This is a genomic window from Nocardiopsis gilva YIM 90087, assembly GCF_002263495.1.
GTDB classification, from domain to species: domain Bacteria; phylum Actinomycetota; class Actinomycetes; order Streptosporangiales; family Streptosporangiaceae; genus Nocardiopsis_C; species Nocardiopsis_C gilva.
Genome location: NZ_CP022753.1, coordinates 4,299,576 through 4,325,232 on the forward strand (window position 1 = coordinate 4,299,576; position 25,657 = coordinate 4,325,232).

The following is a 25,657-nucleotide window of genomic DNA, read 5'->3' on the forward strand; positions in this document are numbered from 1 at the left end:
ACGTTAGTCTGCTACGCCGGAGGAGGGCCCGACCGGCGGGTGAAGGGGAGAAAAAGGAAAGGCGTGTCATGCGCGCGACACGAATCGTCGATCTGAGCCGCCCTGTGGGTCCGGACACCCAAGTCTTCCCTGGCGACCCGGAGCCGTCACTGGAGTCGTCGGCGACCGTCGCCGTCGAAGGGTTCAACTTGACGGAGCTGCACCTGACGTCGCAGACCGGGACGCACGCCGACGCCCCGTTCCACTTCCTCTCCGACGGAGCGCGGCTGGAGGAGCTGCCGCTGGAGCTGTTCTGCGGCCCCGCGGTGGTGGTGGATGTCACGGGCAGAGCGGACCGCTCCCCCATCACCCGGGCCGATCTGGCGCCATGGGGGGAGGAGTTCGGGCCGGGGGTGATCGTGCTGCTGCGCACGGGCTGGTCGGCCTATTACCGGACTGAGCGGTACTTCGACCATCCCTACCTGGACGGTGACGCCGCCCGGTGGCTGGTGGGGTTGGGGGTGCGCACGATCGGCGTGGACGCGCTGAGCCCCGACGAGACGCCCTACGGCGGCCACGAGGGCAGCGGATGGGACGCGCACCTCGCTGTCCTGGGCGCGGGCGGGACCATCATCGAGAACCTGTGCGATCTGGACCGGATCGATTTCCCCGACCCGGTGTTCAGCGCGTTTCCGATCCGCCTCGCCAGCGGCGACGGCGCGCCCGTTCGGGCGGTGGCGATGCGCATGGCGGCGTGACGCGAGGGCGATCGAGTGAGCGAAGTCGTCGATCCCCCACGGCCGCAGGCCCGACAGGATCGGCGGCGAAGCAAACGAAGAGCCCGAGCGCACAAAAGGCACTGACGCGAGGGCGATCGAGTGAGCGGAGCCGTCGATCCCCCACGGCCGCAGGCCCAACTGGATCGGCGGCGGAGCAAACGAGGAGCCCGAGCGCACAAAAAGCACAGACGCGAGGGCGATCGAGTGAGCGGAGCCGTCGATCCCCGACAGCCGCAGGCCCAACTGGATCGGCGGCGAAGCAAACGAAGAGCCCGAGCGCACAAAAGGCACTAAGGTGATGGGGGGCGGGCGTCGTCCTGCCCCCTGTCCCGCCTCGTTCGTCACGTCCCGCAGGAAGGACCATGCTCCCGGGCTCTGGTTCTCCCAGGAGCACAGCGTCACCGCCAGGAGCTCTGGCCTCCGGTGGAGGTCGGCTGACCAGCGCCACCCGGGTCGCCCACAGTGATGGCGTGCTCGACCAGGGTGATGAGCGTCGACTTGGTGGACGTGCGGTCGCGGGCGTCCACCTGGACGATCGGGATCTCCGGGCTGAGCGTCAGCGCATCGCGGACCTCGTCCGCGGCGTGCGGGTAGTAGCCGTCGAAACCGTTGATCGCGACGATGAAGGGCAGGCGTGCCTCTTCGAAGTAGTCGATCGCGGGGAAACAGTCGGCGAGCCGGCGGGTGTCGACCAGGACGACGGCGCCGATGGCGCCCTTGACCAGGTCGTCCCACATGAACCAGAACCGGTGCTGACCAGGCGTACCGAACAGGTAGAGGATCAGGTCCGAGTCCAGGGAGACCCGGCCGAAGTCCATGGCCACGGTGGTGGTCTGCTTGTCCGGCGTCTTGGCGAGGTCGTCGACCCCGACACTCGCGCTGGTCATGACCGCTTCGGTGGTCAGCGGCACGATCTCGGAAACGGAGCCCACGAACGTCGTTTTACCGACACCGAAGCCTCCGGCGACAACGATCTTGACCGACGTCATCGCGCTCGCCGAAGCACCGCCCCCATCGGCCGCGCTAGAGCTTGCGAAGTCCACTGAGCACCCTTTCAAGCAGGTTGACGTTGGGCCGGCTGTCGGTGTTGAGCGACGAGCGGATCTGGACCAGACCCTGCTCGGACATGTCCGCGACGAGCACCCGGGCGACACCGAGCGGGATCCGCAGCAGCGCGGAGATCTCGGCCACGGAGCGCCACTCCCGGCACAGGTCACTGATCGCCTGGCACTCGGGTGTCAGGGTGCCCTGTTCGTTGCGGGCCGTCGCCGTCGACGAGATCAGGGCCTCCAGCGGCAGCTGGGACTTCGGCTTGGTCCGTCCCTTGGTGACAGCGTAGGGCCGGACCAGCGAGCTGGGGCCGTTGGGAGCCGCCGGCCGTGGTTGTTGGTCGACTGATTGCTGGCTAGGTCGTGGAACATCTCCGCTCGGACCGTCCGCCAGCGCTCTGTGGGCACTGACGGCTTCTTGTCCGAACCACGAGGCGCTCCCGGCATCTCGACTGTGAGGTGCCACCACTTCCTCCTGTCCGTGGTGGTTCAGTGGATTCACGAGGTACGCGCCGCCGGAGTCAGTGCCCGCCCGGTTCGCTCGACGAGCAGGGTCATCTCGTAGGCGACCAGCCCCAGATCGCAGTTGGCCGAGGCAAGGGCGGCGAGGCAGGAGCCGTCACTGATCGACATGATGAGCAGCAGCCCGCGCTCCATCTCGACGACGGTCTGGGCGACCGCCCCGCCTTCGAAGACGCGCGAGGCACCCTGGGTCAGGCTGGACAGCCCCGAGGCGATCGCCGCCAGCTGGTCCGCCCGGTCCGCGGGGAATCCGGACGATGCCGCGAGCGGGAGCCCGTCCGAGGAAACGACGATCGCGTGGGCGACGTCCGGCACACGGTTTGCGAAGTCAGTGATCAGCCAGTTGAGCTCATTCACCGGTTGACTCATCTGCTCTCCTGTCCGTCCCGGCCTTCGCGCGGGCCACCCAAGCAGGGGCCGCCAGTCAGCCAAGTGTTCTTCGATAGTGACTTTATGGGGAACGAATGTCCTGGAAGTGCGGATGATGCTAATTCATGGCCCATCCGTGATCTTCGGCCGCCCCGCGTTCCGGGTCCGCGGACCCGGACGCAGCGGGCCGGATGATGACCGGCCGAGGTCGCACTGGGCACTGCTCACTTCTCCTCTGACGACCGGCCGCCACCCTGCTGACGTCCTTCTTGGACGCCCTTCTGCAACCCGGCGAACCGGTTTCGGACCCGGTCGGCGGACCGGGCGGGGATCTGCCGAACGTTGTCCGGTTGGGGAACCGTACCGGGCACAAGGTTTGCCTTGGGAACGCGTTTTGGCAACCCCGATGACGTCAACCCGCCCGCCATGGGCTCGGCCGCGGAGCGCGCGGCCTGCCAACCGCGGTCGGCGTCCGAGCGCCATTCGTCCTCGGGCTGCGGTTCGGGAGTGGTCTCCCTCGGTGCCGAGGATCCGGGCGTGGCCTGCGGCATCGCAGCGGCCGGAGCCTCGTCGGCGACGGCGCCGTTGGTCTCGCCCATGCTGGCCATGGGGCCGGTCTCCGGCTCGGCCGCGGTGGGGCCGCCGCTGCGGCGGCGGAACCAGTTCGACTCGATCGCGTCGAAGATCGGCAGTGCCTCGCCGCCGCCGTCCGGCGACGGCGGGACCACGGTGCTGTGCCCTGCTCCGCCATTGCCGTAGCGGCGGGACAGGTAGGCGGTGGAGCCGTAGCCCTCGCGCGAGTCGGGCTCGGCGACCGGGCGGGGCTCGGGCTGTTCCGAGCCGTGCGCCCACGGGTCGACCACCGGCTCGCGCTCACTGCGCCAGTCGTCGGCCCTGTCCGGCGCCGCGGAGGCTCCGGCCGAGGTCCACCCCGGGGCGGGGGGTTCCGGAGCCGCAGCGGGCGGCTCGGGCGCGGCGGACGGCGGCTCGGCGGGCGGCGCGGACTCGGCCGGGAACGCCCCGGTGTCGCCCGCGCCGAGGCGGTCGCCGCCGAAGGCGTCGAAGCTGGACGGGGTCGACTCGCCGCCGAACGCGTCGCCCGTGAAGGAGTCCGCGGACCACTGCGAGGGGCGCTCCTGCGGGGTCTGGGGCCCCGTGCCGAAGCTCCCAGTGGTCGAGGGGTCGGCGGACGGCGCCGCGGGCCACTCCTCCGACACCGCCGGGGGCTCGGGTGCCGGGGGCGTGCTCGGGGGCAGGGACGGCGACTCCATCGGGGTGGACGGCCCGGTGTTCCACCCGGCGCCGCCCCACAGGTCCTCGCCGCTGGGCGGGTGCTCGTCGGACCGGGTACCGGCGCCGGGCTGCCGCTTGGGCAGCCGGGAGCGGCTCTCCTCGCCCGAGTCGCCCGTCTGCCAGATGTCGCCGGGCTCGGCGGGCGCGGGGTTGGCCGCGAAGGCGGCCGTGGCCTCGGCGTAGGTGTCGGGGACCGGCGGCAGGGCGCTCGGCTGGCCGCCGGTGGGCTCGACCGGCGTGATCAGCAGGTCCGACGGGAAGACCGCGGTGGCCGTAACACCGCCGTTGTGGGCCGGGTGCAGGCGCACCTGGATGCCGTGGCGGGCGGCCAGGCGGCTGACCACGAACAGGCCCATGCGGCGGGAGACGGCGACGTCGATGACGGGCGGCTGGGACAGGCGCTCGTTGATCTCGGCGAGCTCGTCGGCCTCCATGCCGATGCCGCTGTCGGTGACCTCGACCCGCACGCCGCCGTTGTCGAGGGCCTCGGCCTCGACCGAGACCTCGGAGTCGTTCGGGGAGAAGGAGGTGGCGTTCTCCACCAGCTCGGCGACGAGGTGGATGACGTCGTTGACGGGGCGGCCGAGCACCGAGATGTGCGAGGGGGCGCGGACGTTGACGCGCTCGTACTGTTCGACCTCGGAGGAGGCGGCGCGCAGCACGTCGACCAGCGGCACCGGCTGCGCCCACTTGCGGGTGTTGTCCTGGCCGGAGAGGACCAGCAGGTTCTCGTTGTTGCGGCGCATACGGGTGGCCAGGTGGTCCAGCGAGAACAGGTCCGACAGCCGGTCGGAGTCCTGCTCGCTCTGCTCCAGCCCGTCGATGAGCCGCAGCTGCCGTTCCACCAGCGTCTGGCTGCGCCGGGAGAGGTTGACGAACATCGCGTTGACGTTGCTGCGCAGTGCCGCCTCTTCGGAGGCCAGGCGCAGCGCCACGCGGTGGACTTCGTCGAAGGACCGGGCGACCTCGCCGATCTCGTCCTTGGTGCCGACCTCGATCGGCGCGACCGCGACCTCCTCGGGCGCGGAGCTGGTCTCCTGCATCCGGGTGATGGAGTCGGGCAGGTCCTCCTCGGCGATCCGGATGGCGCCCTCACGGAGTCGGCGCAGCGGCCGGACCAGTGAGCGGACCACGAGCGAGGTGATGACGAAGACCGCGATGATCACGAGCAGCACGACCAGCGTCTCCACCGCGGCCCGCCACAGGGCGCTGGATTCGAGGGCCGAGGCCCGGGAGCCGACCGCCCCGGCCAGCTTCCGCTCGACCTCCTCCATCTTGTCGAGGGTGGCGCCGGAGGCCTCGTCGTAGCTCTCCGGGTCGTCATTGGCCGTGACGCCGGTCAGCTTCTGGTCGGTCTCCAGGCGCATCATGACGCGCAGCCGGGTGGTCTCCATCCGGCTGACGTCGAGCCCCTTGAAGGTGTCGTCGAACATCTGGCGCTGGCCGACCGTGGCCGCACCGGTGAAGTTCTGGATCTCGTTGTCGTAGCGCGCCCGGCTGCTGGAGATGGCCTCCTGGACACCGCTGGACATCGATCCGCGCATCAGCGAGTGCAGCATGAGCGCCGACTCGTACGACAGGTGCTCGCGGGCGCGGCCCACCGCCGTCATCGCGCGCACGCTCTCGCGCAGGCCGGTGTCGTCGGTGGATTCGGCGATGGTCTGGTTGAAGTCGGTGAGGGAGTTGATCACCTGGCGGTACTTGGTGGCCGTGGGCAGCACCGTGATGCGGGAGTCCTGGACCTCGTCGCGCACGGTGTCGAGGCTGTCCAGGTTGTTCAGCATCTGGGACATCCGGTTGCGGCCCAGGTCGGTCCCGGGGTCGCCCAGCTCCTGGATCTTGCTGTCGACCTTCTGCTTGGCCTGCTTCGTGTTCTGGATCCGGTCCTGCAGCTCGCGCAGGAGCTTCTCATCGCGCTTGTCCGGATTGGGATCGTCGGCGATGTAGACGGCGCTGGCCGACCGCTCCTGGCCCAACCGGTTGCCCAGGTTGACGACCGCCTCACCCAGCGACGCGGTGCTCTTGATGCGGTCGTGGGTGACCGTGTTCACGACGCTCTCGGAGATCCGCAGACCACCCAGCACCAGCGCGACAGCGGTGGGGATGACGATCAGCGCGACGAGCCGGGAACGGACTCGCCAGTTACGTGGCGCGAACCAGCGACCGCGGCGCTTCGGCGCGGCTTCGACGCTTTCCGTCGGCTCCTCGGCCGGGGCGCCGGCTCCATGTTCTGTCGCTCGTGTCGACACGGACCCTCGCAACCTTTCGTGTCACCGCCTCGGGTGATGGGGACGTGGACCCTCATGAGTAGTCGGGTCCGGCAACGCTTGGGAGAACCCTGAGTGACGCGGGGAAGCCGCTCGGGCCTACTGCCGCCGGCGTCGGCGCGCAGAAAACTGGGAGGCTCTTTCGCACCGGGACTCGCCTCATGAGGGGTGAGAGGCGTTGTGCTCCATAAACCATCAATGGTGCACGTGAGGTGGATAGCGTATCAATCCACACAGAGACCTCGGATCCCGCGATCCGCCCACTCCCGTGATCCACTTGGGGCAGATCGTTCCCGATGCCCGGATCATCCCCTCGGTTGGGCCGATTCCGCAGGCTATGCCCCATGCGCCCCACCATTCCCAACGCATCGATAACTTTTCGAACACGCCCCGGACATGCTCGGCGGCACGTGGTACCGGCTGTCAATGTGACTACTGCACACGTGGGTTTCGGGGGGAACGGTCGTGAATCAGTGGAAGACGTTGGCAGATCGTCCAGGTTGGTCCGGCTTGCCCGATGTCGGTCGCGTAGTCCGGGCAACCTGCTCCGCGGCCATCGGCGCGGGGCTGGTGGTGCCGCTGTCGGCCGCGGCGTCACTGACACTCGGGGCGCCCGCGTACGCCGATCCTCCCGACGGCACCGGGACCACGGGGAGCGAGCGAGGGAGTCCGGACGCGGGCGCTGACCCCGCGGCCGCGGACGAACTCGCGGCCGACGACTCGGTCGGGGCGCTCAAGGCGCGGTTCGCCGCCGTCCGCTCGCAGCTCGACGACCTCTACGCCGACGCCGACCGGGCCATCCTCGACTACCTGCAGGAGGAGGACCGGCTGCAGGACGCCGAACGGGCGCTGAGCTCGGCCCGTCGTGCGGCGGACCACGCGCGGGAGCGCCAGGCGGAGTCCAGGAGGGCCGCCGTACGGCATGCGGTCTCCGCCTACAAGGGCGCCGAGCTGCACCCCGCTGGGGCCTTCGCGACGCCCGGCGGCCCCCAGGAGTTCCTGGACCGCTCCGCCTACATCGCGATGCTGGCCGACCGGCGCGGCCAGGTCCTCGACCGCGCGAAGGCAGGCGACATCGCCGCCGACACCCTGCGGTCCCTGGCCGATTCCGCGGCCGAGAAGCAGCAGGAGGCCACCGCGGCCGCCGCCGATGCGAAACGGGAGGCCTTCGACATCGTGCGGGCGGAGGAGGACGCGATTTCCGCCATCCTGGCGCGGCAGTCGCGGGTGCATGCCCGGCTGAGCCATGCCCAGGGCGACACTTCCGGCCGGGAGCAGCGGCGCAGCCGCGCACTTGTGCGCGCGGAGCAGGCGGCCGCGAACACCTCCGGCGCACGGGAGCTCGCGACGCGAGGCCACAGCGGCGGAAGCACCGCGGCGGACACGGCGGCGGGCGGAACCAGGGCCGCTGAGGCGGCCGGAGACGGCGGCGAGCGGGTGCGGCAGCTCGCGGAGGACACCCGCGCGGGTGACGGGGGCGGCTCCGGGACATGGGACGGCGCCGCGGACGGGGATTCCGCGGCCGATGCGGATTCCCTGTGCACCGGCGGTGACCTGAGCGCGTATGCCAACGGGAGGATCCCCAGGTCCGCGCTATGCCCGCTCCCCCAGCCCGGCGAGATGCTGCGCGCCGACGCGGCGGCGGCGTTCATCGAGCTCGACGGCGCGTTCCAGGACAGGTTCGGCCGCCCGATGTGCGTGGCGGATTCCTACCGTCCGCTCGGCGAACAGGTCCGCCTGTTCCGCGAGATGGCGGCCGGCATGGCCGCCCATCCCGGCACCAGCACCCACGGACTGGGCGGCGCGGTGGACCTGTGCGGCGGCGTCAACGAGTACGGCTCGGTCGAGCACGAGTGGATGCTGGCCAACGCGCCGGACTACGGCTGGGAGAATCCGCAGTGGGCGCGCCATGGTTTCGAGCCGTGGCACTGGGAGTTCACCGGGCGATAACGGTGCGGCGGCATGAGGCGTCCGGCCCCGTTGACCCGGCCGACGCCGCGCACCGCGCCGTCTCCCGTGTCAGGCGCCGGAGCCGACGCGGATCTCGAACATGCCCAAGGGGCCGCCGTCGATGAGCAGCTCCTCGCCGTACTCCAGCGGCCGGGTCTCGGCGGGCAGGTCGGCGCGGAGGGCGCCGGTGGGTCCGCCGGTGCGCTGCGGTCGACCGGTGACGGGGGCGCTGGCCAGCGTCTCCTCCCCCACGGTCGCGGTCACCGTGAGGTCGCCCCCGCCGAGGTCGTCGGGGGTGACGACCGCCGGGCCCAGGGTGAGCGCGGCCGGGCCGCGCTCCGGCGTGCGCCACAGGCAGGCCAGGGTCGAGCCCGCGTGTCCCCCGTGGCCGTCGAACACGGCGGCCACGCCCACGGCGGCCGACAGCGCCGCGGTTCCCTTCGGGAGCAGGACGCCGTCGTCCGTGCCGCGCACCAGCTCCGGTGCGGCCTCGGTCCACGCGCCGTCCACCCGGAGCGGGATGGGGTGCGCCGGGCGGATCGGCGGGCAGTGGCAGGCCTCGAACCGCACGATGATCTCCACCGGGTCGGCGAGCGCCCGGTCGAAGGCCCGCTTCGGGGTGTCGCCGCCCGCGGCCAGTAGCTCGGCCACGCTCTCCGGTCCCGGATAGCCGAAGACGCAGCCGTCGTCGATCGTGCCGGTCCGCTCCGCGCCCCCACTGGGCGAGAGGTAGGTGACCCAGTACATTGCCGCCCCTTCCCCCGCGGCGTCCTCCTGCCGAACGCCGCCTTCGCGATCACGCTATCGGGTGTGTGCGCAAGCGCTGACAGCGATGGTCGCGGCCGGACGCGCCATGGGCGCCCGCGCACTGTGCGCGGGCGCCCATGGTGTGTGCGTCAGGTGCGACTCGTGTTACTCGGCATCGGCGTCGATCGGGGTGACGACGCCCTTCCACTGGTCCTCCATGTACTTGCGGACCTCGTCGCTGTGCAGCAGCTCGTCGAGCTTGGCGATGTCGGGGTCGTCGGCCTTGTCGGCGGCCACCACCAGACCGTTGGCGTACGGGTTGTCCTTGGTGCCCTCCCACGCCAGGACGTTGGCGCTCTCGGACAGGTCGGCCTCCAGCGCGTAGTTGCCGTTGACCACGGCCGCGTCCACGTCGGCGAGCGAGCGCGGCAGCTGGGCGGCCTCCACCGGGACGATGTCCAGGTCCTTGGGGTTGTCCTCGATGTCCTCCACCGTGGCGGCGCTGTCGGCGCCGTCCTTAAGGGTGAGCAGGTCGTTGTCGGCGAGGAGCTTCAGTGCGCGGCCCATGTTGGAGGCGTCGTTGGGCACGCCGACCTTGGCGCCGTCCTTCAGGTCCCCGACGTCCTTCAGCGAGTCCGAGTAGAGCCCGAACGCCTCCAGGTGAACGTCGTCGACCCAGGTCAGGTCGGCGTCGCTGTTGCCGTCGAGGTACTCCTGCAAGAACGGCTTGGTCTGGAAGTAGTTGGCGTCGATCTCGCCCTGCGTCAGCGCCGCGTTGGGCTGGTTGTAGTCGGTGAACTCGGTGACCTGGATGTTCAGCCCGGCGTCGGCGGCGAGGTTCTTCTGCACGTAGTCGAGGATCTTGGCGTGCGGGACCGGCGACGCGCCGACCTTGATGGTGGTCAGACCGGAGGCGTCACCGTTGTCCTCGGCCAGCTCGCTGGGGCTGCCGCACGCGGCGAGGGTGGTGGCCAGGGCCGTAACGGCGATGATTCCCCAAGTTCTGCGCACGGTGCGTGCTCCTTGCTGTTGGCGTAGCGGTGTCGGATGGATCGGTTGGAACAGTGGTCGGGGGGCGGCGCGTCGCGGCTCGCCGACGGTCCGGGCGTCCGGTGTCAGCGGTGGGAGAGGCGCCGGATCAGCAGGTCGCCGAGGCTCTGTGCTGCCTGGACGATGATGACCAGCAGGACGACCGTCGCCCACAGGTAGTAGTCGTCGAACTGCTGGTAGCCCTTGCGGATCGCGACGTCGCCGAGTCCGCCGCCGCCGATCGCCCCGGCCATGGCCGAGTACGAGACCAGCGCGACGACCGTCATCACCAGCCCGGCGACCAGGCCGGGGAGGGCCTCGGGAAGCAGTACCTTGCCGACGATGGTGAGCTTGCGGGTGCCCATGGCGTGGGCCGCCTCGATGACGCCGCGGTCGACCTCGCGCAGCGACGTCTCGACCAGGCGGGCGAAGAAGGGGATGGCGCCGATGCTCAGCGGGACGACGGCCGCGGTCGGGCCGATCGTCGTGCCGATGAGCAGCCGGGTCAGCGCGAGCACGGCCACCATCAGCACGATGAACGGCAGCGACCGGCCGACATTCACGACGGCGCTCAGGACGGCCCGCAGGACGGGCGCGGGGGTGAGGCCGCCGCGGTCGGTGGTCACCAGCAGCACCCCCAGGGGCAGGCCCACGAGGATGCTGAAGATGGTGGCCCACAGCACCATGTAGATGGTGTCGAGGGTGCCGAACCACAGGACCGGCCACATCTCCGGCAGCCGCTCGGCGAGTTCGCTCAGCCAGGTCATCGTCCCGCCACCTCCACCAGCAGCCCCTTGCCGTCCAGATAGTCCAGTGCCGCGTCCCGGTTGATCCCGCGGATCTGCACGTTGAGCCGTCCCACGGACTGGCCGGAGACCGTCTCGACGGCGCCGCCCAGGACGTTGACGTCGACGTCGAACTTGCGGGTCAGCTCCGACATCAGCGGCTCGTCGTAGGAGCGCGGGTAGGTGAGGGCGACCGCGTCGGGGGCGTCGGTGGGCGGGAGCGGGAACAGCGAGCGGGCCAGCAGCGAGCCCGGGGTTCCGATGAGGTCGAGCACGCGCCCCGCCTCGCGGACGGAACCGGCCTCCATGATGGCCGCGGAGTCGCAGATCCGCTTGATCACGTCCATCTCGTGGGTGATGAGCAGGATGGTGAGGCCCAGTTCGCGGTTGAGGTCACCGAGCAGCTCCAGGATGGACTCGGTGGTGGCGGGGTCCAGCGCGGAGGTGGCCTCGTCGCTGAGCAGCACCTTGGGTTCGGAGGCGAGCGCCCGGGCGATGCCGACGCGCTGCTTCTGCCCGCCGGACAGCTGCGCGGGGTAGGCGCGGGCCCGGTCGGCCAGTCCGACGAGGTCCAGGAGCTCCATGACGCGTCGCTTGCGCTGCGCCGGGGCGACTCCGGCGACCTCCAGCGGGAAGGCGACGTTGCCCGCGACGGTGCGCGAGGACAGCAGGGCGAAGTGCTGGTGCACCATGCCGATGCGGCGCCGCGCCGCGCGCAGCCGGGCCGGGCGCATCGCGGTGAGGTCCTCGCCGTCGACGCTCACGGTTCCCTGGGTGGGGCGTTCCAACAGGTTGACGCAGCGGAGCAGGGTGCTCTTACCTGCGCCGCTCTGGCCCACCACGCCGAAGATCTCGCCTTGGCGGACGTTGAGATCGACGTCGTCGAGCGCGAGTACCTCGCGGTCCTTCAACCGGTAGACCTTGCGCAGGCCCACAGCTTCTATCACTGGTTTCCTCGTGGGTCGGGTGGAGCTTCCCGCGGTGTCCCGCGGTATCCGGCGGTGGCCGGGTACGGCCGGGGAGGCGGACAGCGGGCACGCCGAACCGATCCGGCCGGCATGTGCCCAGGTCAGAGCGTAGGGGGCACGGGTCATCGGCGGGCATGGCGACGCACCAGCCAGGGCGGTCGGGAGCACCGCTGCGGGTGTAGGATCGGCGGCCGTCGGGTCGGGCCGCCAGCGATCCGGACACCGGCGCGCGGGCCGCGCACAGACGCGTGCGGGTGAAGGCCTAACGACACATTCGACAGCGGCCGTCGGCCGAGCGGTGCCGCATGGAGCAGCGCCGACGTCCGCCGCGCGTGGAGGCGCGGGAGGTCACGTTGCCACGATCGAATGTGTTCACGCCCTCTACGAAACCATACCGGAGCGGTGTGAAATAGGCGGTTTCGCCCCGATCCCGGGTAACGTTCGCCACAGTTATCGGCTGCTGTAGCCGAATTCCCCTGTTCCCAGGGGGTTTCTCCACTGGAGTCGGAGAGCACCCGCCACGCACGCCCCGACCTTGCCTACACTCAAACAGCGTCCCAAGCACGAACAATCGATTGGCAAACAGACCGAACTCCCTTAATGTGCCTGGGGCGTCACGCCGGACAGCGCGGTCGAGGAGGAGCGACCCTCGCCGCCGAAAACCGGCCCTAGTACGGACCGCGGCCCCGGTCCCGGCCCCATGCGAGAGCCGACGCGTTCCGCGAGGGAGGACCCCCTCACTCGGACGTCGGCTGAGAACCGAGGAGCGATCCACGTGGAGCCCGACCGATCATCCGGACCGGACGACTTTGCCGACTTCTGGGCGGCCGACCCACGCGTCGGCACGACCCTCCTCTCCCCAGCGGCGCGGCGTCGCCTCCGCCTCGCCCTGCCCGCGGTGGCCCTGGCCGCCGCGCTCGGCCTGGCACCCCTCACCGCGAGTACCGCCAACGGCGCGGTGGCCCCCCAGGAGAGCCTGAGCTCGCTGCAGGAGCGGGCCGATGCCCTGGGCAAGGAGTACGGCGGCCACCTCGTCGACATGGAGGGGGTCATAGAGGAAGCCGAGAAGGCCGAGAAGCGCGCGAAGAAGACCCAGGAGAAGGTCGACGCCGCACAGGACCAGGTCCGTCAGCTGGCCGTGGCCAGCTACACGCGGGGCGGCATCGACCCCGCCTTCTCGCTGTTCGTCGAGGACGACCCGCAGGAGGTCATCGACCAGGCCTCCCTGGTCGGACACCTGTCCAGCAGCCAGCGCGACAAGATCAACCGCCTGGAGCGGGCGATCAACCGCGACAAGAAGGCGCAGAAGAACGCCGAGAAGAAGGTCGACAAGGTCAAGAAGGACCTCGACGAGCTGGAGGGCCGCCGGGAGAAGGTGCAGGAGCTCATCGCCAAGCACCCCGTCCAGGAGATGGGCCCGCCGGACAGCCTCACCCCGCGCACCCGGCAGATGAAGGAAATCGTCATCGAGAAGTTCGGGGAGGGGAAGAAGCAGGGCGGCGTCGGCTGCTACCGCCCGGACGGGGGTTTCGTCGTCGGCGAGCACCCCAAGGGCCGGGCCTGCGACTTCATGGTGAACAACGAGGGCGAGATGCCCTCACAGGAGCAGATCGACCGCGGGTACGACATCGCGAAGTTCGCTCAGGACAACGCGGAACGGCTCGGCGTCATGTACATCATCTATCGGCAGAAGATCTGGGACGTGCGCCGCAGCGGCGAGGGCTGGCGCGACATGGCCGACCGCGGCAGCATCACCGAGAACCACTTCGACCACGTGCACATCTCGATGATGTGACGCGCCCTTCCGCCTCGCGGGCGGGCCGCGGCCCGCCCGCGAGGGTGTGCGGCTTCGGGCCCATCAGCCCCCGGTGAAGATCGGGGCGTACAGGACGGTCATACAGCCGCCGATGAGGGCCAGCATCGAGCCGACGGCGAGGATGAACACGAGCCAGGCGAGGAAACCGTGCCGGGGACGGTGGTCCGGACGTTGCGGGGAAGACGACGACACTGTTGCCCTTCACATCACTGGTCCGCCATCGGCGGACGTCGAGGGATAGGGATACCGCGGATACCCACCGTATCCCCCGGCACACAGAGGCGGGCGCCGGACGGCTGACCGGCCCCGGAACCCGATCTCGATCCCGCAACGATCCCGCCGGATTCGTCCCGTTTTCTTGGCGTGACCGCCACCCTGAACGTCAGGGTCCGAACCTTTGGCCCGCGCGGCAGCGCACGGGACGACATGCACCGTTTCCACCCCCATTCCCACCACAAAACGGTGACGATCCATGACGATTCCCCGGGACACCGGAACCGCGGCCGATTGCGGAAGCTAAGATTGCCGAGTCCTGCCCCCTGACGCACATGCGGCAACCCGTCGGGTGCCAGGGGTACGCAGCAGAGCGATCGCTTCCGCCCGAGGTCGAGCCGCGGTCACGGATGGCCACATCCCGGCCCGTGGTGTGCGCACCTCGCGCGGATCCTAGCGAGCGGATCCACCCGTATCAGGCCATTCCAGATGGAACCGACAACGCGCCGACGCGCGTCTGACGGACAGTTCATATACGCAGCTGGCGCGAGGGGAGTCATGAGCGACAACGGACCCTACACACAGCCTCCGCAATTCCCGCAGGATGGCGAAGGCGGCTCCGGAGGACAACCGCCCTACGGCGGCGGTGCCTACGGCCAGCCCGGGCCCGAGCAGGGTGGCCCCCACCCCGGTCAGCAGTACCCGAGCGGCCCCTACCAGGCGCCCTACGGCGGCCAGAACACCGGGGGACAGCCGGGCTACGGCCCACCGCAAGGCGGGCCGCAGTACCAGCAGCCGCAGGAGCAGCCGATGTACTCCGGCCCCCAGGGGCCCCAGCCGCCCTACGGCGGTCCCGGTATGCCCGGTGGCTACCCGCCGCCCCCGCCGCCCAAGAAGAGCAGCGCCGGGATGTGGATCATCATCGGCGGCGGCGCCGTCATCCTGATCCTGGTGATCGCGGTGTTCATCGTGGTGCTGCGGCCCAGCGACGACAAGCAGTCCGTGGCCCCGCAGCCCGAGGAGCAGTCGCAGTCGGACGACAAGCCCAAGGACGAGCCGGCCGACGAGCCGGAACCCAAGGCCAAGGGTGAGCCGCCCTACAAGCTGCCCGAGGACGCTTGCAAGACCTACACCGAGGACAAGCTGAGCGAGTACTCGATCTCCGACGGCAGCAAGAACCTCAGCGACAACCGCTCCACCTGCCGCTGGCGGGTCGAGGGCGAGGGCGACACGTGGGGCACGTTCTCCCTGGAGTACCAGACCCCCTACGCCGGCTCCGACTCCGTCGAGGGCGCCAAGGACGACTTCAAGTCGGCCGTCAAGTACGCCACCGACGAGAGCAATGACTACATCAAGCGCGAGGTCCACGAGGAAGAGGACGTCAAGATCGGTGAGGAAGCCAAGCTGATCTTCGCCACGGAGAACTCCATCGGCTCCAACTACTCGGTGGCCACGCTGCTGATCCGCGACGGGAACATCAACACCGAGGTGAAGCTCTCGATGTCGCCCGGTCTCGGCGCCGACGAGAGCGTCCCGGCCCCGCTGGAGTTCTCCGACGTGGAGGACATGATGCTCGACCTCGGCAAGGCGTCGCTGACCCCGATCGGCTCCTAAGGACCGATCGCGGCGAGCGCGCCGGAGACGACGACGGGGGTGTGCGGGCCTGAGCCCGCACACCCCCGTTTTTCCGTGCTCCCGGCCCGATCGCGCGCCGCCCGCTGTCGGGGACACCGGGCGGCGCCTCAGGCGGCCGGGACGGCCGGCCGGATCAGCCGGGCAGGTCGGCGCGCACGCGGCGGGCCGCCTCGACCATGTTGCGCAGGGCCGGTTCGACCTCCGCGTAGCCGCGGGTCTTCAGCCCGCAGTCGGGGTTGACCCACAGCCGCCCCGGATCGACCGCCCGCAGGGCGTCGCGCAGTGCCGCCTCGATCTCGTCGGCCGTGGGCACCCGGGGCGAGTGGATGTCGTAGACACCCGGGCCGATGCCCCGCTTGTACCCCGCGACGGCCAGGTCGTCGACCAGTTCCATGTGGGAGCGGGCCGCCTCGACGCTGGTGACGTCAGCGTCCAGCTGTTCGATGGCGCCGACGATCCGCCCGAACTCCGAATAGCACATGTGCGTGTGGATCCGGGTGGTGTCGGCAACGCCGGAGGTCGCCAGCCGGAACGAGCCGATCGCCCAGGCGAGGTAGTCGGCGTGGTAATCGGCGCGCAGCGGCAGCAGCTCGCGCAGGGCGGCCTCGTCGACCTGGATGTGCCGGATCCCCGCCCGCTCCAGGTCGGAGACCTCGTCGCGCAGCGCGAGCGCCACCTGGCGGGCGGTGTCGCCCAGCGGCTGGTCGTCCCGCACGAACGACCAGGCCAGCATGGTGACCGGGCCGGTGAGCATGCCCTTGACGGGCTTGGACGTGCGCGACTGGGCGTAGGTGATCCACTCGACGGTCATCGGCTCGGGCCGGGAGACGTCGCCGTAGAGGATCGGCGGGCGGACGCACCGCGACCCGTAGGACTGCACCCACCCCTTCTGGGTCGTGACGAAGCCGTCCAGGCGCTCGGCGAAGTACTGCACCATGTCGTTGCGCTCGGGCTCGCCGTGGACGAGGACGTCCAGGCCGATGTCCTCCTGCAGCGCGAGGACGCGGTCGATCTCGGCGCGCATCCGCCGCGTGTACTCCGCGTCGTCGATCCGCCCGGCGCGGTGGTCGGCGCGCGCCTTGCGCACATCGGCGGTCTGCGGGAACGAACCGATGGTGGTCGTCTGCAGCGGCGGGTCGTCGGTCCGGGCCGCACCGCGCTGGTCGTGCCCGTTGCGGGCCACGTCGTCGCCCAGCGCGTCCAGCCGTGCGCGCACCCGGCGGTTGACGAACGCCCCGCTGTCCGGGGCTGAGGCACGCGCCCGCTCCAGCTCCGCCGCGATGCCCTCGTCCCCGGCCGACAGCGCCCGGCCGAGCAGCACGACCTCGTCGAGCTTCTGGCGGGCGAACGCCAGCCGCTCGCGGATCACCGGGTCGAGCTCGGTCTCGGCGTCCAGGTCGATGGGCACGTGCAGCAGGGAGCAGGAGGTGCCGACGACGATCCCGCGGGCCAGGCCCAGGAGCGAGCCCAGGGTGGACAGCGCCTTGGGCAGGTCCGCCCGCCACACGTTGCGGCCGTCGACGACGCCCGCGACCAGGGTGGTGTCACCCAGGCCCGAGATGGCGGCGATCTCGTCGACCGACTCCGGCCCGGCCACCAGGTCCAGGCCGATCCGCTCCACCGGGGTTCGCTTGAGGACCTCCAGCGCCTCGGTGCCGATCGACCCGAAATAGGTGGAGACGAGAATCTCGGGGCGGTTGGTGAGCTCGCCGAGCCGACCGTAGGCGCGCTCCAGCGCCACCAGCTCGGCGCGGCCGTCATCGGTCGCCAGGATGGGCTCGTCCAGCTGCACCTGGCGCGCGCCGGCGGCGGCCAGGAGCTCCAGCAGCTCGGCGTAGCGGCCGAGGAGGTCGTCCAGGAGCTCCAGCGGCCGCCAGCCCTGCGGGGCGTCCGCGGCGGGCTTGGCCAGCATCAGGAAGGTGAGCGGGCCGACGAGCACCGGCCGGGTGACGATGCCCAGCCCCTTGGCCTGGGCGAACTCCGAGAGGGGCTTGGTGGAGGCGGCCAGGCGGGGCCGCTGGTCGGGGGACAGTTCCGGGACCAGGTAGTGGTAGTTGGTGTCGAACCACTTGGTCATCTCCAGGGGCGCGATGTCGTCGGAGCCCCGGGCCATCGCGAAGTAGCGCCGCAGCTCGGCCTCGCGGTCGTCCCCGGCGAAGTCGGGGGTGCGGAAGCGCTCCGGCACCAGGTCGAACAGGACCGCGGTGTCGAGCATGTGGTCGTAGCAGGAGAACGTGTTGGACGGGATCTCCGCCACCCCGGCGTCGCGCAGGGTCTCCCAGACGCCGCGGCGCAGCCGGGCCGCGACGGCGTCCAGTTCGGAGGCGGGGACGCGTCCCGCCCAGTAGGCCTCGCTCGCCCGCTTGAGCTCGCGGTTGGGGCCGATGCGGGGGTATCCGTGCACGGTGGTCGTCATCGGACGGCACCGCCTCGAAGCGAGGTTCGGGTTCTCATGGCTTCTTCTCTCCCTCGTCGAACAGCCGTTGGCGGTCCAGCCGTGCCGTTCGGGAGCAACGCATGAGCGCGTGCGCGGTGAAGCGCCCGTCGCCCGCGGCCCTCCCTCGAGGCACGTGGACCAACCGCGGACGCGGGGGCGTCCACGGGCGGAGGGCAGGTATTCGGACTCGTGGGCGTACGTGCCGGGGTGCCGACACGCGGGCCTACCGGCCGTCGCTTCCCAGGCGGGTCGTGCCCAGTGCTGTTGACGGCTCTCGTTCCCACTCACCGCTGCGGGGCAGTCCCGGATTCGCACCGGGTTCCCTCTTTCGACACGCGCGACTGCTGCCGTGCGTGTACCGACCGCGGCTGCCAGTATAGGGATCCGTTTGCGCGCGGCTCGGTCGGGCATGCCCTCATGCGCCCGAAACATCCCCGTTCCTGCGGTTTTGCGTTTCGGACAGCGGGTGTTGACGCTCTTATTGCCCGCCATGTCAGCGGGCAGGCCCTTGACCGTTCTAAGCTCGTTCGGTGGGCCCGGTTGCACCTGCTGAACACCCCCTGGCGAAGGCGATCCGGACCCTTGAGCAACCGAGAATTCGGGTCTGAAAAACTCCCCACCAATTGCGAAAGACGTTCCTTCCCTTGCAGACAGAGCCCGGCGAACCCGACGCGCCGTTCACCACACCCAACTCGCCCGCGCCGACTTCGGCAGGTCGGCGCACCCCACGCCTCCCGCGAGCCTCCGCTCCGATCGCGCTCGCACTCGTGACCGCCCTGGCGCTCGCCGCCTGCTCCTCCCCGGACGCCGAGCACAAGTCCGACAAGCCCGAGCGGGCCAAGGCGACCGGCAAGGCCGACGAGCTCACCGTCGTCGATCTCGACAACGTCCCGGACGTGACCGAGGAGACGAAGGAGACCGAGGAGTCCGGCGTCACGGCGGAGCTGGCCTACCCGAAGATCCCCAACGCCGACCCGCTGACGAAGCGGCTGGGCGAGATCACCGGCCAGGAGCGGGACGACTTCCTCGGCGCCAACTCCAAGGCCAAGGACATCAAGATCGGCTGGAACCTGAGCGTCGCGGGCGACGACGTCGTGGCGGTCCGGCTCACCCAGGACGAGAAGGACGACGAGGGCGAGCACACCGCCTACGCGACCTACTGGTACGACACCACCACGGGGACCACCGCCTACTCCACCGAGCTGCTGGCCGGGCAGAAGGAGCTGGAGACCCTCGACGGCCTGGTGAAGAAGGCGCTCAAGGACAAGGACGCCGCGGACACCTCCCAGCTCTACCCGATCCTGCGGTCGTACGACTCGATGGGCTTCAACCCCGACGGCGACCTCGTCGTGGAGTTCGACGAGGGCCAGGTGGCCCCGGTGAAGTCCGGCCGGATCTCCGCCGTCATCCCGAAGGAGGACGTCGACCCGCTGCTGTCGGACTTCGGCAAGAAGGCCCAGGCCGCGGCCGTCGTCGTCACCCCCGACTACCGGATCGAGAAGGCGGCGACGCCCCCGAAGGACGGCGCCGACGCCGAGATCCCCGGGATGATGCCGGTGCGCGACGACAGCGTCGACTGCTCCGACCCCGCGTCCAAGTGCATCGCGCTCACCTTCGACGACGGCCCGGGCGAGCGCACGCCGGAGCTGCTCGACGCCCTCGCCGAGTACGACGCCAAGGCCACCTTCTTCCTCACCGGCGAGCCCGTGCAGGAACACGCGTCCACGGTGCGGCGCGAGTACGCCGAAGGCCACGAGCTCGCCAACCACACCGTGCACCACCCCGACCTGACCCGGCAGGCCGAGGTCCGGGTCCGCGCGGAGCTCGACACGGTCAACGACCTGGTCCGGCGCGAGACCGGGTTCAGCCTGGAGCTCATGCGCCCGCCGTACGGCGCCACCAACGACATGGTCTCCAAGATCTCCAAGGAGAAGGGGCTCGCGGAGATCATCTGGAGCGTCGACACCAACGACTGGAAGGACCGCAACGCCTCCATCGTGTCCAAGCGCGCGGTGCAGGGCGCCCAGCCCGGGTCGATCATCCTGATGCACGACATCCACGGCACGACCATCGACGCCGTCCCCTCCATCCTCAAGCAGCTGGATGAGAAGGGCTACAAGATGGTCACGGTGTCCCAGTTGCTCGGTGACACCGAGCCGGGCAAGTCCTACTTCAACGGCCACCCTGAGGAGAAGAAGGACGGCGCGGACTCCAAGGAGGACAAGGAAGACAAGGGCGAGAAGGACGGCAAGGACGAGAAGGGCACCGAGTCGCCCGCCTCGGACGCGTCCGACTCCAAGGACTGACCGCGGCACTTCTGAGACGGACCGGCGCGCCCCGCGAGAATGCGGTGCGCGCCGCGTCATATAAGAAAAGGGTGTCCCCCGTACAAGGCACCCCCTACCCAGGCGTAATGTGGGACGCCGTGGACGCCGCCACGACGTTGTCGTGTCGGCACTGTCGCACTGTGACGGCGATGTCCGGGGCCCGCGATCGAGACGTGGGCGGATACCCGGAATCGCCCTCCCCAATCCCATACCGGTGTCCTGAAGTGGCCCGCTTAACCGACCTCCCCGAGGGAAAACGTCAAGTGGGCGCACTTCCCTTTCCGGGCGGAACCCCCCGCACACAAAGGCCCATGAGAACGCAGAAGGGAAAGGCCGATGGCTGTCGCGTGTCCAGGTGACTACGCCTGGCTGCGAGAGACGCAGCCGGATCTGGCCGAGGCGTACTGCCTCTCCTATGTCCGGGGACTGACCAAGGCCGAGGCGCTGGGCCGCCTCGGCGTGGCCGAGCGGCACCTGCGGTGCCTCCCAATCGCCGAGGCCGTCGAGGCGGGGCTGAGCGCCGAGGACATTCCGCCGCTCACGGTGCACGCGCTCACCGTCCACGGGTGGACCGTCGTCGTGGAGCCCACCGGCTGCCGCGCCACCCGCCCGGAGTGCTACCGCCAGCTCTCCGCCGAGACCGAGCTGGTGTCGGTGCGCGTCCTCATGGAGCAGCGCTGCGAGTTCCGCTGGGTCGTCGACGGCGTGCTGCAGACCTTCTTCGACGCCGCCACCCCCGCCGTCCGCCGCGGCACTCGCCCCGACGCGCTGGAAGACCAGATGCGGGCCGTAGGGCTGACCGACGAGGCCGACCTGCCCGACCCGGGCGCCGCGCTGCTGGCCCTGGCCGAGCGCGTCACCGGCGTCCGGATCCGCCCCGAGCACCTGGACGGCCCGCTGCTGGGCGCGGAGCTCGACGCCCCCGCCCCGCTCGCCAGGACCTGAGGCACCACCGCGACGACAACGGCGCCCCTCCCGGATTCTCCTCCGGGAGGGGCGCCGTTCGTCATATCCGACTACAGACCTTTCACCGACAATGCCGCCGGATCCTCCGTTGATCTCGGCGAAGTGCACCGAATACTTGCGAGTATTCGGTGCACTTCGCCGAGATCAACGGAGGGAGCGCTCAGCCGTGTGCCTGGTCCTCCGGCACATCGGCGTCCACACCCACCGCGTCGGCGATCGAGGCATACCCCGCGGCGCGGGCCAGCCGGGCCAGGCCCCGGTGCATCGTGCGGGGCCACAGCGGGCCGCCGTAGATGAGCCCCGTGTAGCCCTGGACCAGGGTGGCACCGGCGCGGATGCGCTCCCAGGCGTCCTGCGGCGTTTCGATGCCGCCCACCGCGATGAGCACCAGGCGGTCGCCCACGCGGGCGCGCAGGCGCTTCAGCACCTGCATCGAACGCCACTTCAGCGGCGCTCCGGACAGCCCTCCGGTGCCGGCCTCGCGCACCGTGTCCGCATCGGAGCGCAGGCCGTCGCGGGCGATGGTGGTGTTGGTGGCGATGATGCCGTCGAGACCGAGGTCAAGCGCGAGGTCGGCGACGGCGTCGATGTCCTCGTCGGCGAGATCCGGCGCGATCTTGACCAGCAGCGGCAGCGTGGAGTGCCCCTCGGCGTCGAGGGTGGCCCGCACCTCGGCCAGCAGCGGGCGCAGCCGCTCCACGGCCTGCAGGTCGCGCAGGCCGGGGGTGTTCGGGGAGCTGACGTTGACGACCATGTAGTCGGCGAAGGGGGCGAGCCGTCGCGCGCTGGTGGTGTAGTCGCCCACCGCCTCGGACTCGGGTGTCACCTTGGTCTTGCCGATGTTGATGCCGACGACCGCCTCGCTGCGGGAGCCCCGCTGGCGGCTGCGCTCCAGCAGCCGGTCGGCGACCACGACGGAGCCCTGGTTGTTGAAGCCCATCCGGTTGACGATGGCGCGGTCGTCGACCAGGCGGAACAGCCGCGGCGCCGGGTTCCCGGGCTGCGGGTGCGCGGTCACCGTGCCGACCTCGACGTGGCCGAAGCCGAGCACGGTGAGGCCGTCGATGCCCTCGGCGTTCTTGTCGAACCCGGCGGCCAGGCCGAGCGGCCCGCGGAACTCGCGGCCGAGCGCGGTGACGGCCAGTTCCTGCTCACGCGGGCCCAGCACCCGGCGCATGGCGTCGGCGGCGCCGGGGACGGCGGCGACGCAACGCAGCGCGGCGAAGCTCAGCCGGTGGACCGCCTCCGCGTCGGTGTGCCGCAGCACGGCGTGGAAGAGCATCTGGTAGAGCAAGGATCAACCTTCCGAGCCACGCTCGCGCTCGGCGAGGTAGCGTTCGAGTTCCGCGCCGAGTTCATCGGCCGTGGGCAGGGCGGTTTCGTCACCGGCCAGCAGACCGTCCGCGTTGTCCGAGGCCTGGCGCGCCGTCATGATGTCGTCGTACTGGCGCTCCAGGTTGCTGACCACGCGCTGGACCTCCTCGGAGGCGGCGACCTGCTCGTCGATCTCGGCGTCGGTGCCCTTCGCGCTCTCCTCCAGGCTCTGGACGGGCAGCGCCAGGCCGGTGGCCCCGGCGACGTAGGAGAGGGCGGCGATGGCGGCGCGCGGGTACTCCGACTGGGCGAGGTAGCTGGGCACGTGCACGCCGAAGCCGATGACGTCGTGGCCCGCCTCGCCGAGCCGGTACTCCAGCAGGGCGGCGGCGCTGGAGGGCACCTCGACCCGGCCGATCCAGGGGCTGTGCGCGGCGACGAGTTCGGGGCGGGTGGCGTGGGCCGTGACCGTGGCGGGGCGGGTGTGCGGGACGGACATGGGGATTCCGTGCATGCCCACGGTGAGGCTCACCGAGAAGTGCTCGACGAGGCGGCGCACGGCGGCGGTGAAGGCCTCCCACTCCGTGTCCGGCTCCAGGCCGTAGAGCAGGAGGAATGGGGTGCCCTCGTCGTCGTGCATGAGGTAGAGGTTGAGCTTGGGCGGGGTGTAGTCGGTGTAGGCGTTCTCGACGAAGGTCATCTCCGGGCGCCGGGAGCGGTAGTCCAGCAACCGGTCGATGTCGAAGGTCGCGACCACCTCGGCGGAGTACGCGTCGAAGAGCGCGCTCGCGGCCTGCTTTCCGGTCGACCCGGCATCCACGAACCCGTCGAGGACGACGAGCATGACGGCGCCGCGGATGTCGAAACCGGGTTGCAGCTCGTAGAGGTCGGCATGGTCACGCACCTGGACAGGTCTCCATTCGCGAGTGAGCAAGGGGACCGGGGCCCGTGGCCCCGGGGGCTCGACGTGGGAGGAGTGGTTCCCGCGGGGCGGTCGGCGGGACCTCGCCCCAGGATAGCGACGCGGGGCGACGTTCCCGTCCGGTGCCGTGGCGGGAGACCACTCCTTCATCCTTATTCGTAGCGAACACGGCCGAAGGGCCGCTCATTCCGCCCCTGGGACGGGAGGCGCGGCCTCATTCGTGTTCGGCCGGCCGCTCCAGGCGGGCGATGCGCAGGGAGCGCAGGCGGTTGAGCGTGGCGGCGATCTCGAAGCGGCGGGGCAGCGCGTAGTCGCCGAGGTAGCCGCGGCCGAGGGCGGTCACGCCGCCGGTGGCGAGCCGTTCGTCGAGGGCGTCGAGCCCTTCGGACAGCGTGCGTCCGCCGTCGAGCAGGCCGCCCTCGGCGAGCAGGCGCATCGCCAGGCCGACGCCGGTGATCTGGCCGGGGTCGACGAGCTGGGCCAGGCTGCGGACGTCGATGTCGTTCTCACCGAAGGTGAGGACGTCCATGTCGCGGCGCTTGAGCCGGGCGCGGCCGCGCGCGGTGGCGTTGACCGAGCGCGCGTCGACGACACGGTGGGCCGGGAGGGTGAAGTCGGCGTCGACGCGCTCGGCGGCGAGGCGGCGCGCCCGTTCGGTGACGTCGGAGGGGCGGTAGCCGTCGAGCATGATGACGGTGTCGGCGACGTCGAAGTAGTCGCCGCTGCCGCCCATGACGAGCACCGTGGACACGCCGTGGTGGCGGTGCAGGGGCCGCACGAGGTCGACGAAGGGGGTCAGCGGTTCGCGGTCGCCGTGGACGAGCTTCTGCATCCGGGCGTCGCGGATCATCAGGTTGGTGGCGGTGGTGTCCTCGTCCACCAGCAGGGTGGCCGACCCGGCTTCCAGGGCCTCGGAGACGTTGGCGGCCTGGGAGGTGGAGCCGGAGGCGTTGTCGGTGGAGAAGTCACCAGTATCGGCGCCGGTGGGCAGGTTGCGCACGAAGGAGCCGACGTCGGTGCGCTCGACGCGGCGGCCCTCCTCGGCGCGGATCTTGACGGCGTCGGGGCGGGTGGCGACGAGTTCGCGGCCATCGCCGGGGACGTGGTCGTAGACGCCGCGTTCCAGGGCGTGCAGGAGCGTGGACTTGCCGTGGAATCCGCCGCCGACGATCAGGGTGATGCCCTCGGGCACGCCCATGCCCTGGACCTCGCCGCGGTGGGGGAGGTCGACGGTGACCCGCAGGGTCTCGGGCGCGGTGAACGGCACGGCCTTGCCCTCGCCGTCCATCGGGAGGTCGCTGACGCCGCTGCGGCGCGGCAGCACCGAGCCGTCGGCGACGAACGCGACGAGGCCGAGGCCGGGGAGCTGGTCGCGCAGGGCCGCGGTGTCCTCGACGGTGTCGGCGAAGGCGACGGCGGCGCGGGTGTCCAGCTCGGGCCAGCACAGTGCGTCGACCAGGTCGGGGAGGCGTTCGCACAGCTCGTGCTCGGCGGTGCGGCCGTCGATGCGGCGGCCGTGGCCGGGCATCTCGATGCCCAGGCGGAGCCGGAGGGCCCCCTCCTCGATCTGCACGGACGCGCGGTCGATGACCTCCTGGCCGCCGACGTCGATACGCAGCCGGGAGCCCTTGAGCACGCGGAAGGCGCGGCGGGCCAGGAAGTCGGCGGTGGCGCGACGGCGCACCGGCGAGCGCCAGGCGGACTCGGGCAGCTCGGCGACGTCGGCGGGGATGAGCACGGAGACGCGGGAGGGCGGGGCGAACGGGTCGGACTGGACCTTGTCGATGGTCAGGGTGAAGTCGCCGAAGTCCCAGTCTCCCTGCAGCGACTTGTAGCGCCCGTAGGAGGCGCCGGACATGTCGCGCAGCTCGGCGGAGAGCCGCGCGTCGTCCCGTCGGCCGCGGATCTCCTGCCGCGGCCCGCGGTCGTTGCGCCGCCCCTGGTGCGCCCGCCCACGGTGATCCGGGCGCCCCCCTTGGCGTCGCCCCTGACCCCCGTACCGTTCGGACATCACTGAACTCCTCTTCTCTCCCCCGGTTGCAAGGTCCCTGTCGAAGGATGCCATGCATGGCCCACCGCCCGGTGCGGTCGTCCACAGCCGGGCGGGTGCGGTGGGCGGGATACATAGGGCGGCGAGTGCCTGCGCGCGCGTTCGCGGGCGGGGAGACGGAGGATGTCGCGGACTCCGGGTGCGGAAGGGGCAGGCACGCACCACTCCTGTGACGTCCGCCTCGATCGCTCAGGGGTCGAATCGACGCCCCGGCCCACGTCCTCGTCGCGCGTACCGTGC

At 70.7% G+C, this 25,657-nt stretch carries 19 protein-coding genes and 1 riboswitch; of the genes, 6 read left to right on the plus strand and 13 right to left on the minus strand.

Annotation, left to right across the window (positions count from 1 at the left end; all coding sequences use genetic code 11):
• Nucleotides 1-68 precede the first annotated feature (68 nt).
• Entirely contained in the window at nucleotides 69-737 is a 669-nt protein-coding gene (locus CDO52_RS19350; RefSeq protein ID WP_017619192.1) for a cyclase family protein, read from the plus strand.
• 419 nt (nucleotides 738-1,156) lie between these two features.
• Here CDO52_RS19350 and CDO52_RS19355 read toward each other — a convergent pair whose 3' ends face one another.
• From CDO52_RS19355 to CDO52_RS19370, 4 genes are all read right to left on the minus strand, one after another.
• Nucleotides 1,157-1,747, minus strand: a complete 591-nt coding sequence (locus CDO52_RS19355; protein ID WP_017619193.1) for a GTP-binding protein — start codon at nucleotides 1,745-1,747, stop codon at nucleotides 1,157-1,159.
• 34 nt (nucleotides 1,748-1,781) lie between these two features.
• On the minus strand, nucleotides 1,782-2,276 hold the full coding sequence (locus CDO52_RS19360) for a DUF742 domain-containing protein (RefSeq protein ID WP_232524251.1): 495 nt from the start codon (nucleotides 2,274-2,276) through the stop codon (nucleotides 1,782-1,784).
• A 29-nt stretch (nucleotides 2,277-2,305) separates the two neighbouring features.
• Nucleotides 2,306-2,698, minus strand: coding sequence for a roadblock/LC7 domain-containing protein (locus CDO52_RS19365; protein WP_026125892.1), 393 nt, complete (start codon nucleotides 2,696-2,698; stop codon nucleotides 2,306-2,308).
• A gap of 224 nt (nucleotides 2,699-2,922) precedes the next feature.
• Entirely contained in the window at nucleotides 2,923-6,240 is a 3,318-nt protein-coding gene (locus tag CDO52_RS19370; protein ID WP_094932593.1) for a sensor histidine kinase, read from the minus strand.
• A gap of 528 nt (nucleotides 6,241-6,768) precedes the next feature.
• Between CDO52_RS19370 and CDO52_RS28860 the strand changes: the two genes are divergently transcribed.
• Nucleotides 6,769-8,208, plus strand: coding sequence for a M15 family metallopeptidase (locus CDO52_RS28860; protein WP_017619197.1), 1,440 nt, complete (start codon nucleotides 6,769-6,771; stop codon nucleotides 8,206-8,208).
• A gap of 69 nt (nucleotides 8,209-8,277) precedes the next feature.
• Here the strand turns inward: CDO52_RS28860 and CDO52_RS19380 are convergent, their stop codons facing one another.
• The 4 genes from CDO52_RS19380 to CDO52_RS19395 form a co-directional block, all read right to left on the minus strand.
• Nucleotides 8,278-8,955 (minus strand): hypothetical protein, encoded by a 678-nt coding sequence (locus tag CDO52_RS19380; protein ID WP_017619198.1) that lies wholly within the window; start codon nucleotides 8,953-8,955, stop codon nucleotides 8,278-8,280.
• A 165-nt stretch (nucleotides 8,956-9,120) separates the two neighbouring features.
• Nucleotides 9,121-9,966, minus strand: coding sequence for a MetQ/NlpA family ABC transporter substrate-binding protein (locus CDO52_RS19385; protein ID WP_017619199.1), 846 nt, complete (start codon nucleotides 9,964-9,966; stop codon nucleotides 9,121-9,123).
• 104 nt (nucleotides 9,967-10,070) lie between these two features.
• Complete coding sequence (locus tag CDO52_RS19390; RefSeq protein ID WP_094932594.1) at nucleotides 10,071-10,751, minus strand: methionine ABC transporter permease; 681 nt, start codon at nucleotides 10,749-10,751, stop codon at nucleotides 10,071-10,073.
• Nucleotides 10,748-11,704 carry a methionine ABC transporter ATP-binding protein gene (locus tag CDO52_RS19395; protein ID WP_017619201.1) on the minus strand — a complete coding sequence of 319 codons (957 nt, stop codon included), beginning with the start codon at nucleotides 11,702-11,704 and terminating at the stop codon, nucleotides 10,748-10,750. Before CDO52_RS19395 ends, CDO52_RS19390 begins: the two co-directional genes overlap by 4 nt.
• An 808-nt stretch (nucleotides 11,705-12,512) precedes the next feature.
• Between CDO52_RS19395 and CDO52_RS19400 the strand changes: the two genes are divergently transcribed.
• Nucleotides 12,513-13,532, plus strand: coding sequence for a coiled-coil domain-containing protein (locus CDO52_RS19400; RefSeq protein WP_017619202.1), 1,020 nt, complete (start codon nucleotides 12,513-12,515; stop codon nucleotides 13,530-13,532).
• Nucleotides 13,533-13,595: 63 nt separating this feature from the next.
• Here CDO52_RS19400 and CDO52_RS28225 read toward each other — a convergent pair whose 3' ends face one another.
• Entirely contained in the window at nucleotides 13,596-13,745 is a 150-nt protein-coding gene (locus tag CDO52_RS28225; protein ID WP_193373676.1) for a hypothetical protein, read from the minus strand.
• Between the two features lie 579 nt (nucleotides 13,746-14,324).
• On the opposite strand from CDO52_RS28225, the gene CDO52_RS19405 reads away from it, so the two are divergent.
• Nucleotides 14,325-15,380, plus strand: a complete 1,056-nt coding sequence (locus CDO52_RS19405; RefSeq protein ID WP_017619203.1) for a hypothetical protein — start codon at nucleotides 14,325-14,327, stop codon at nucleotides 15,378-15,380.
• A gap of 154 nt (nucleotides 15,381-15,534) precedes the next feature.
• Here the strand turns inward: CDO52_RS19405 and metE are convergent, their stop codons facing one another.
• Nucleotides 15,535-17,817, minus strand: a complete 2,283-nt coding sequence (gene metE / locus CDO52_RS19410; protein ID WP_094932595.1) for a 5-methyltetrahydropteroyltriglutamate--homocysteine S-methyltransferase — start codon at nucleotides 17,815-17,817, stop codon at nucleotides 15,535-15,537.
• 176 nt (nucleotides 17,818-17,993) lie between these two features.
• A riboswitch (cobalamin riboswitch) is annotated at nucleotides 17,994-18,216 on the minus strand.
• A 266-nt stretch (nucleotides 18,217-18,482) separates the two neighbouring features.
• On the opposite strand from metE, the gene CDO52_RS19415 reads away from it, so the two are divergent.
• Both CDO52_RS19415 and CDO52_RS19420 read left to right on the plus strand, forming a co-directional pair.
• A complete protein-coding gene (locus CDO52_RS19415; RefSeq protein WP_232524252.1) occupies nucleotides 18,483-20,144 on the plus strand; it encodes a polysaccharide deacetylase family protein in 1,662 nt (553 codons plus the stop codon).
• A gap of 357 nt (nucleotides 20,145-20,501) precedes the next feature.
• A complete protein-coding gene (locus CDO52_RS19420) occupies nucleotides 20,502-21,110 on the plus strand; it encodes a DUF6461 domain-containing protein (RefSeq protein WP_017619207.1) in 609 nt (202 codons plus the stop codon).
• Between the two features lie 181 nt (nucleotides 21,111-21,291).
• Here the strand turns inward: CDO52_RS19420 and CDO52_RS19425 are convergent, their stop codons facing one another.
• From CDO52_RS19425 to CDO52_RS19435, 3 genes are all read right to left on the minus strand, one after another.
• The gene (locus tag CDO52_RS19425; RefSeq protein WP_017619208.1) at nucleotides 21,292-22,425 is read right to left on the minus strand and encodes a quinone-dependent dihydroorotate dehydrogenase; all 1,134 of its coding nucleotides are present in this window, start codon (nucleotides 22,423-22,425) and stop codon (nucleotides 21,292-21,294) included.
• A 3-nt stretch (nucleotides 22,426-22,428) separates the two neighbouring features.
• The gene (locus tag CDO52_RS19430) at nucleotides 22,429-23,349 is read right to left on the minus strand and encodes a proteasome assembly chaperone family protein (RefSeq protein ID WP_017619209.1); all 921 of its coding nucleotides are present in this window, start codon (nucleotides 23,347-23,349) and stop codon (nucleotides 22,429-22,431) included.
• A 232-nt stretch (nucleotides 23,350-23,581) separates the two neighbouring features.
• Complete coding sequence (locus tag CDO52_RS19435; RefSeq protein WP_017619210.1) at nucleotides 23,582-25,378, minus strand: ABC-ATPase domain-containing protein; 1,797 nt, start codon at nucleotides 25,376-25,378, stop codon at nucleotides 23,582-23,584.
• Nucleotides 25,379-25,657: the final 279 nt, after the last annotated feature.

Excerpts from the sequence above, each read along its gene's own strand:
- CDO52_RS19435 (WP_017619210.1), bottom strand. The coding sequence starts at position 25,378 with ATGTCCGAACGGTACGGGGGTCAGGGGCGACGCCAAGGGGGGCGCCCG.
- CDO52_RS19350 (WP_017619192.1), top strand. The coding sequence starts at position 69 with ATGCGCGCGACACGAATCGTCGATCTGAGCCGCCCTGTGGGTCCGGAC.
- CDO52_RS19390 (WP_094932594.1), bottom strand. The coding sequence starts at position 10,751 with ATGACCTGGCTGAGCGAACTCGCCGAGCGGCTGCCGGAGATGTGGCCG.
- CDO52_RS19365 (WP_026125892.1), bottom strand. The coding sequence starts at position 2,698 with ATGAGTCAACCGGTGAATGAGCTCAACTGGCTGATCACTGACTTCGCA.
- CDO52_RS19380 (WP_017619198.1), bottom strand. The coding sequence starts at position 8,955 with ATGTACTGGGTCACCTACCTCTCGCCCAGTGGGGGCGCGGAGCGGACC.
- CDO52_RS19405 (WP_017619203.1), top strand. The coding sequence starts at position 14,325 with ATGAGCGACAACGGACCCTACACACAGCCTCCGCAATTCCCGCAGGAT.
- metE (WP_094932595.1), bottom strand. The coding sequence starts at position 17,817 with ATGACGACCACCGTGCACGGATACCCCCGCATCGGCCCCAACCGCGAG.
- CDO52_RS19355 (WP_017619193.1), bottom strand. The coding sequence starts at position 1,747 with ATGACGTCGGTCAAGATCGTTGTCGCCGGAGGCTTCGGTGTCGGTAAA.
- CDO52_RS19420 (WP_017619207.1), top strand. The coding sequence starts at position 20,502 with ATGGCTGTCGCGTGTCCAGGTGACTACGCCTGGCTGCGAGAGACGCAG.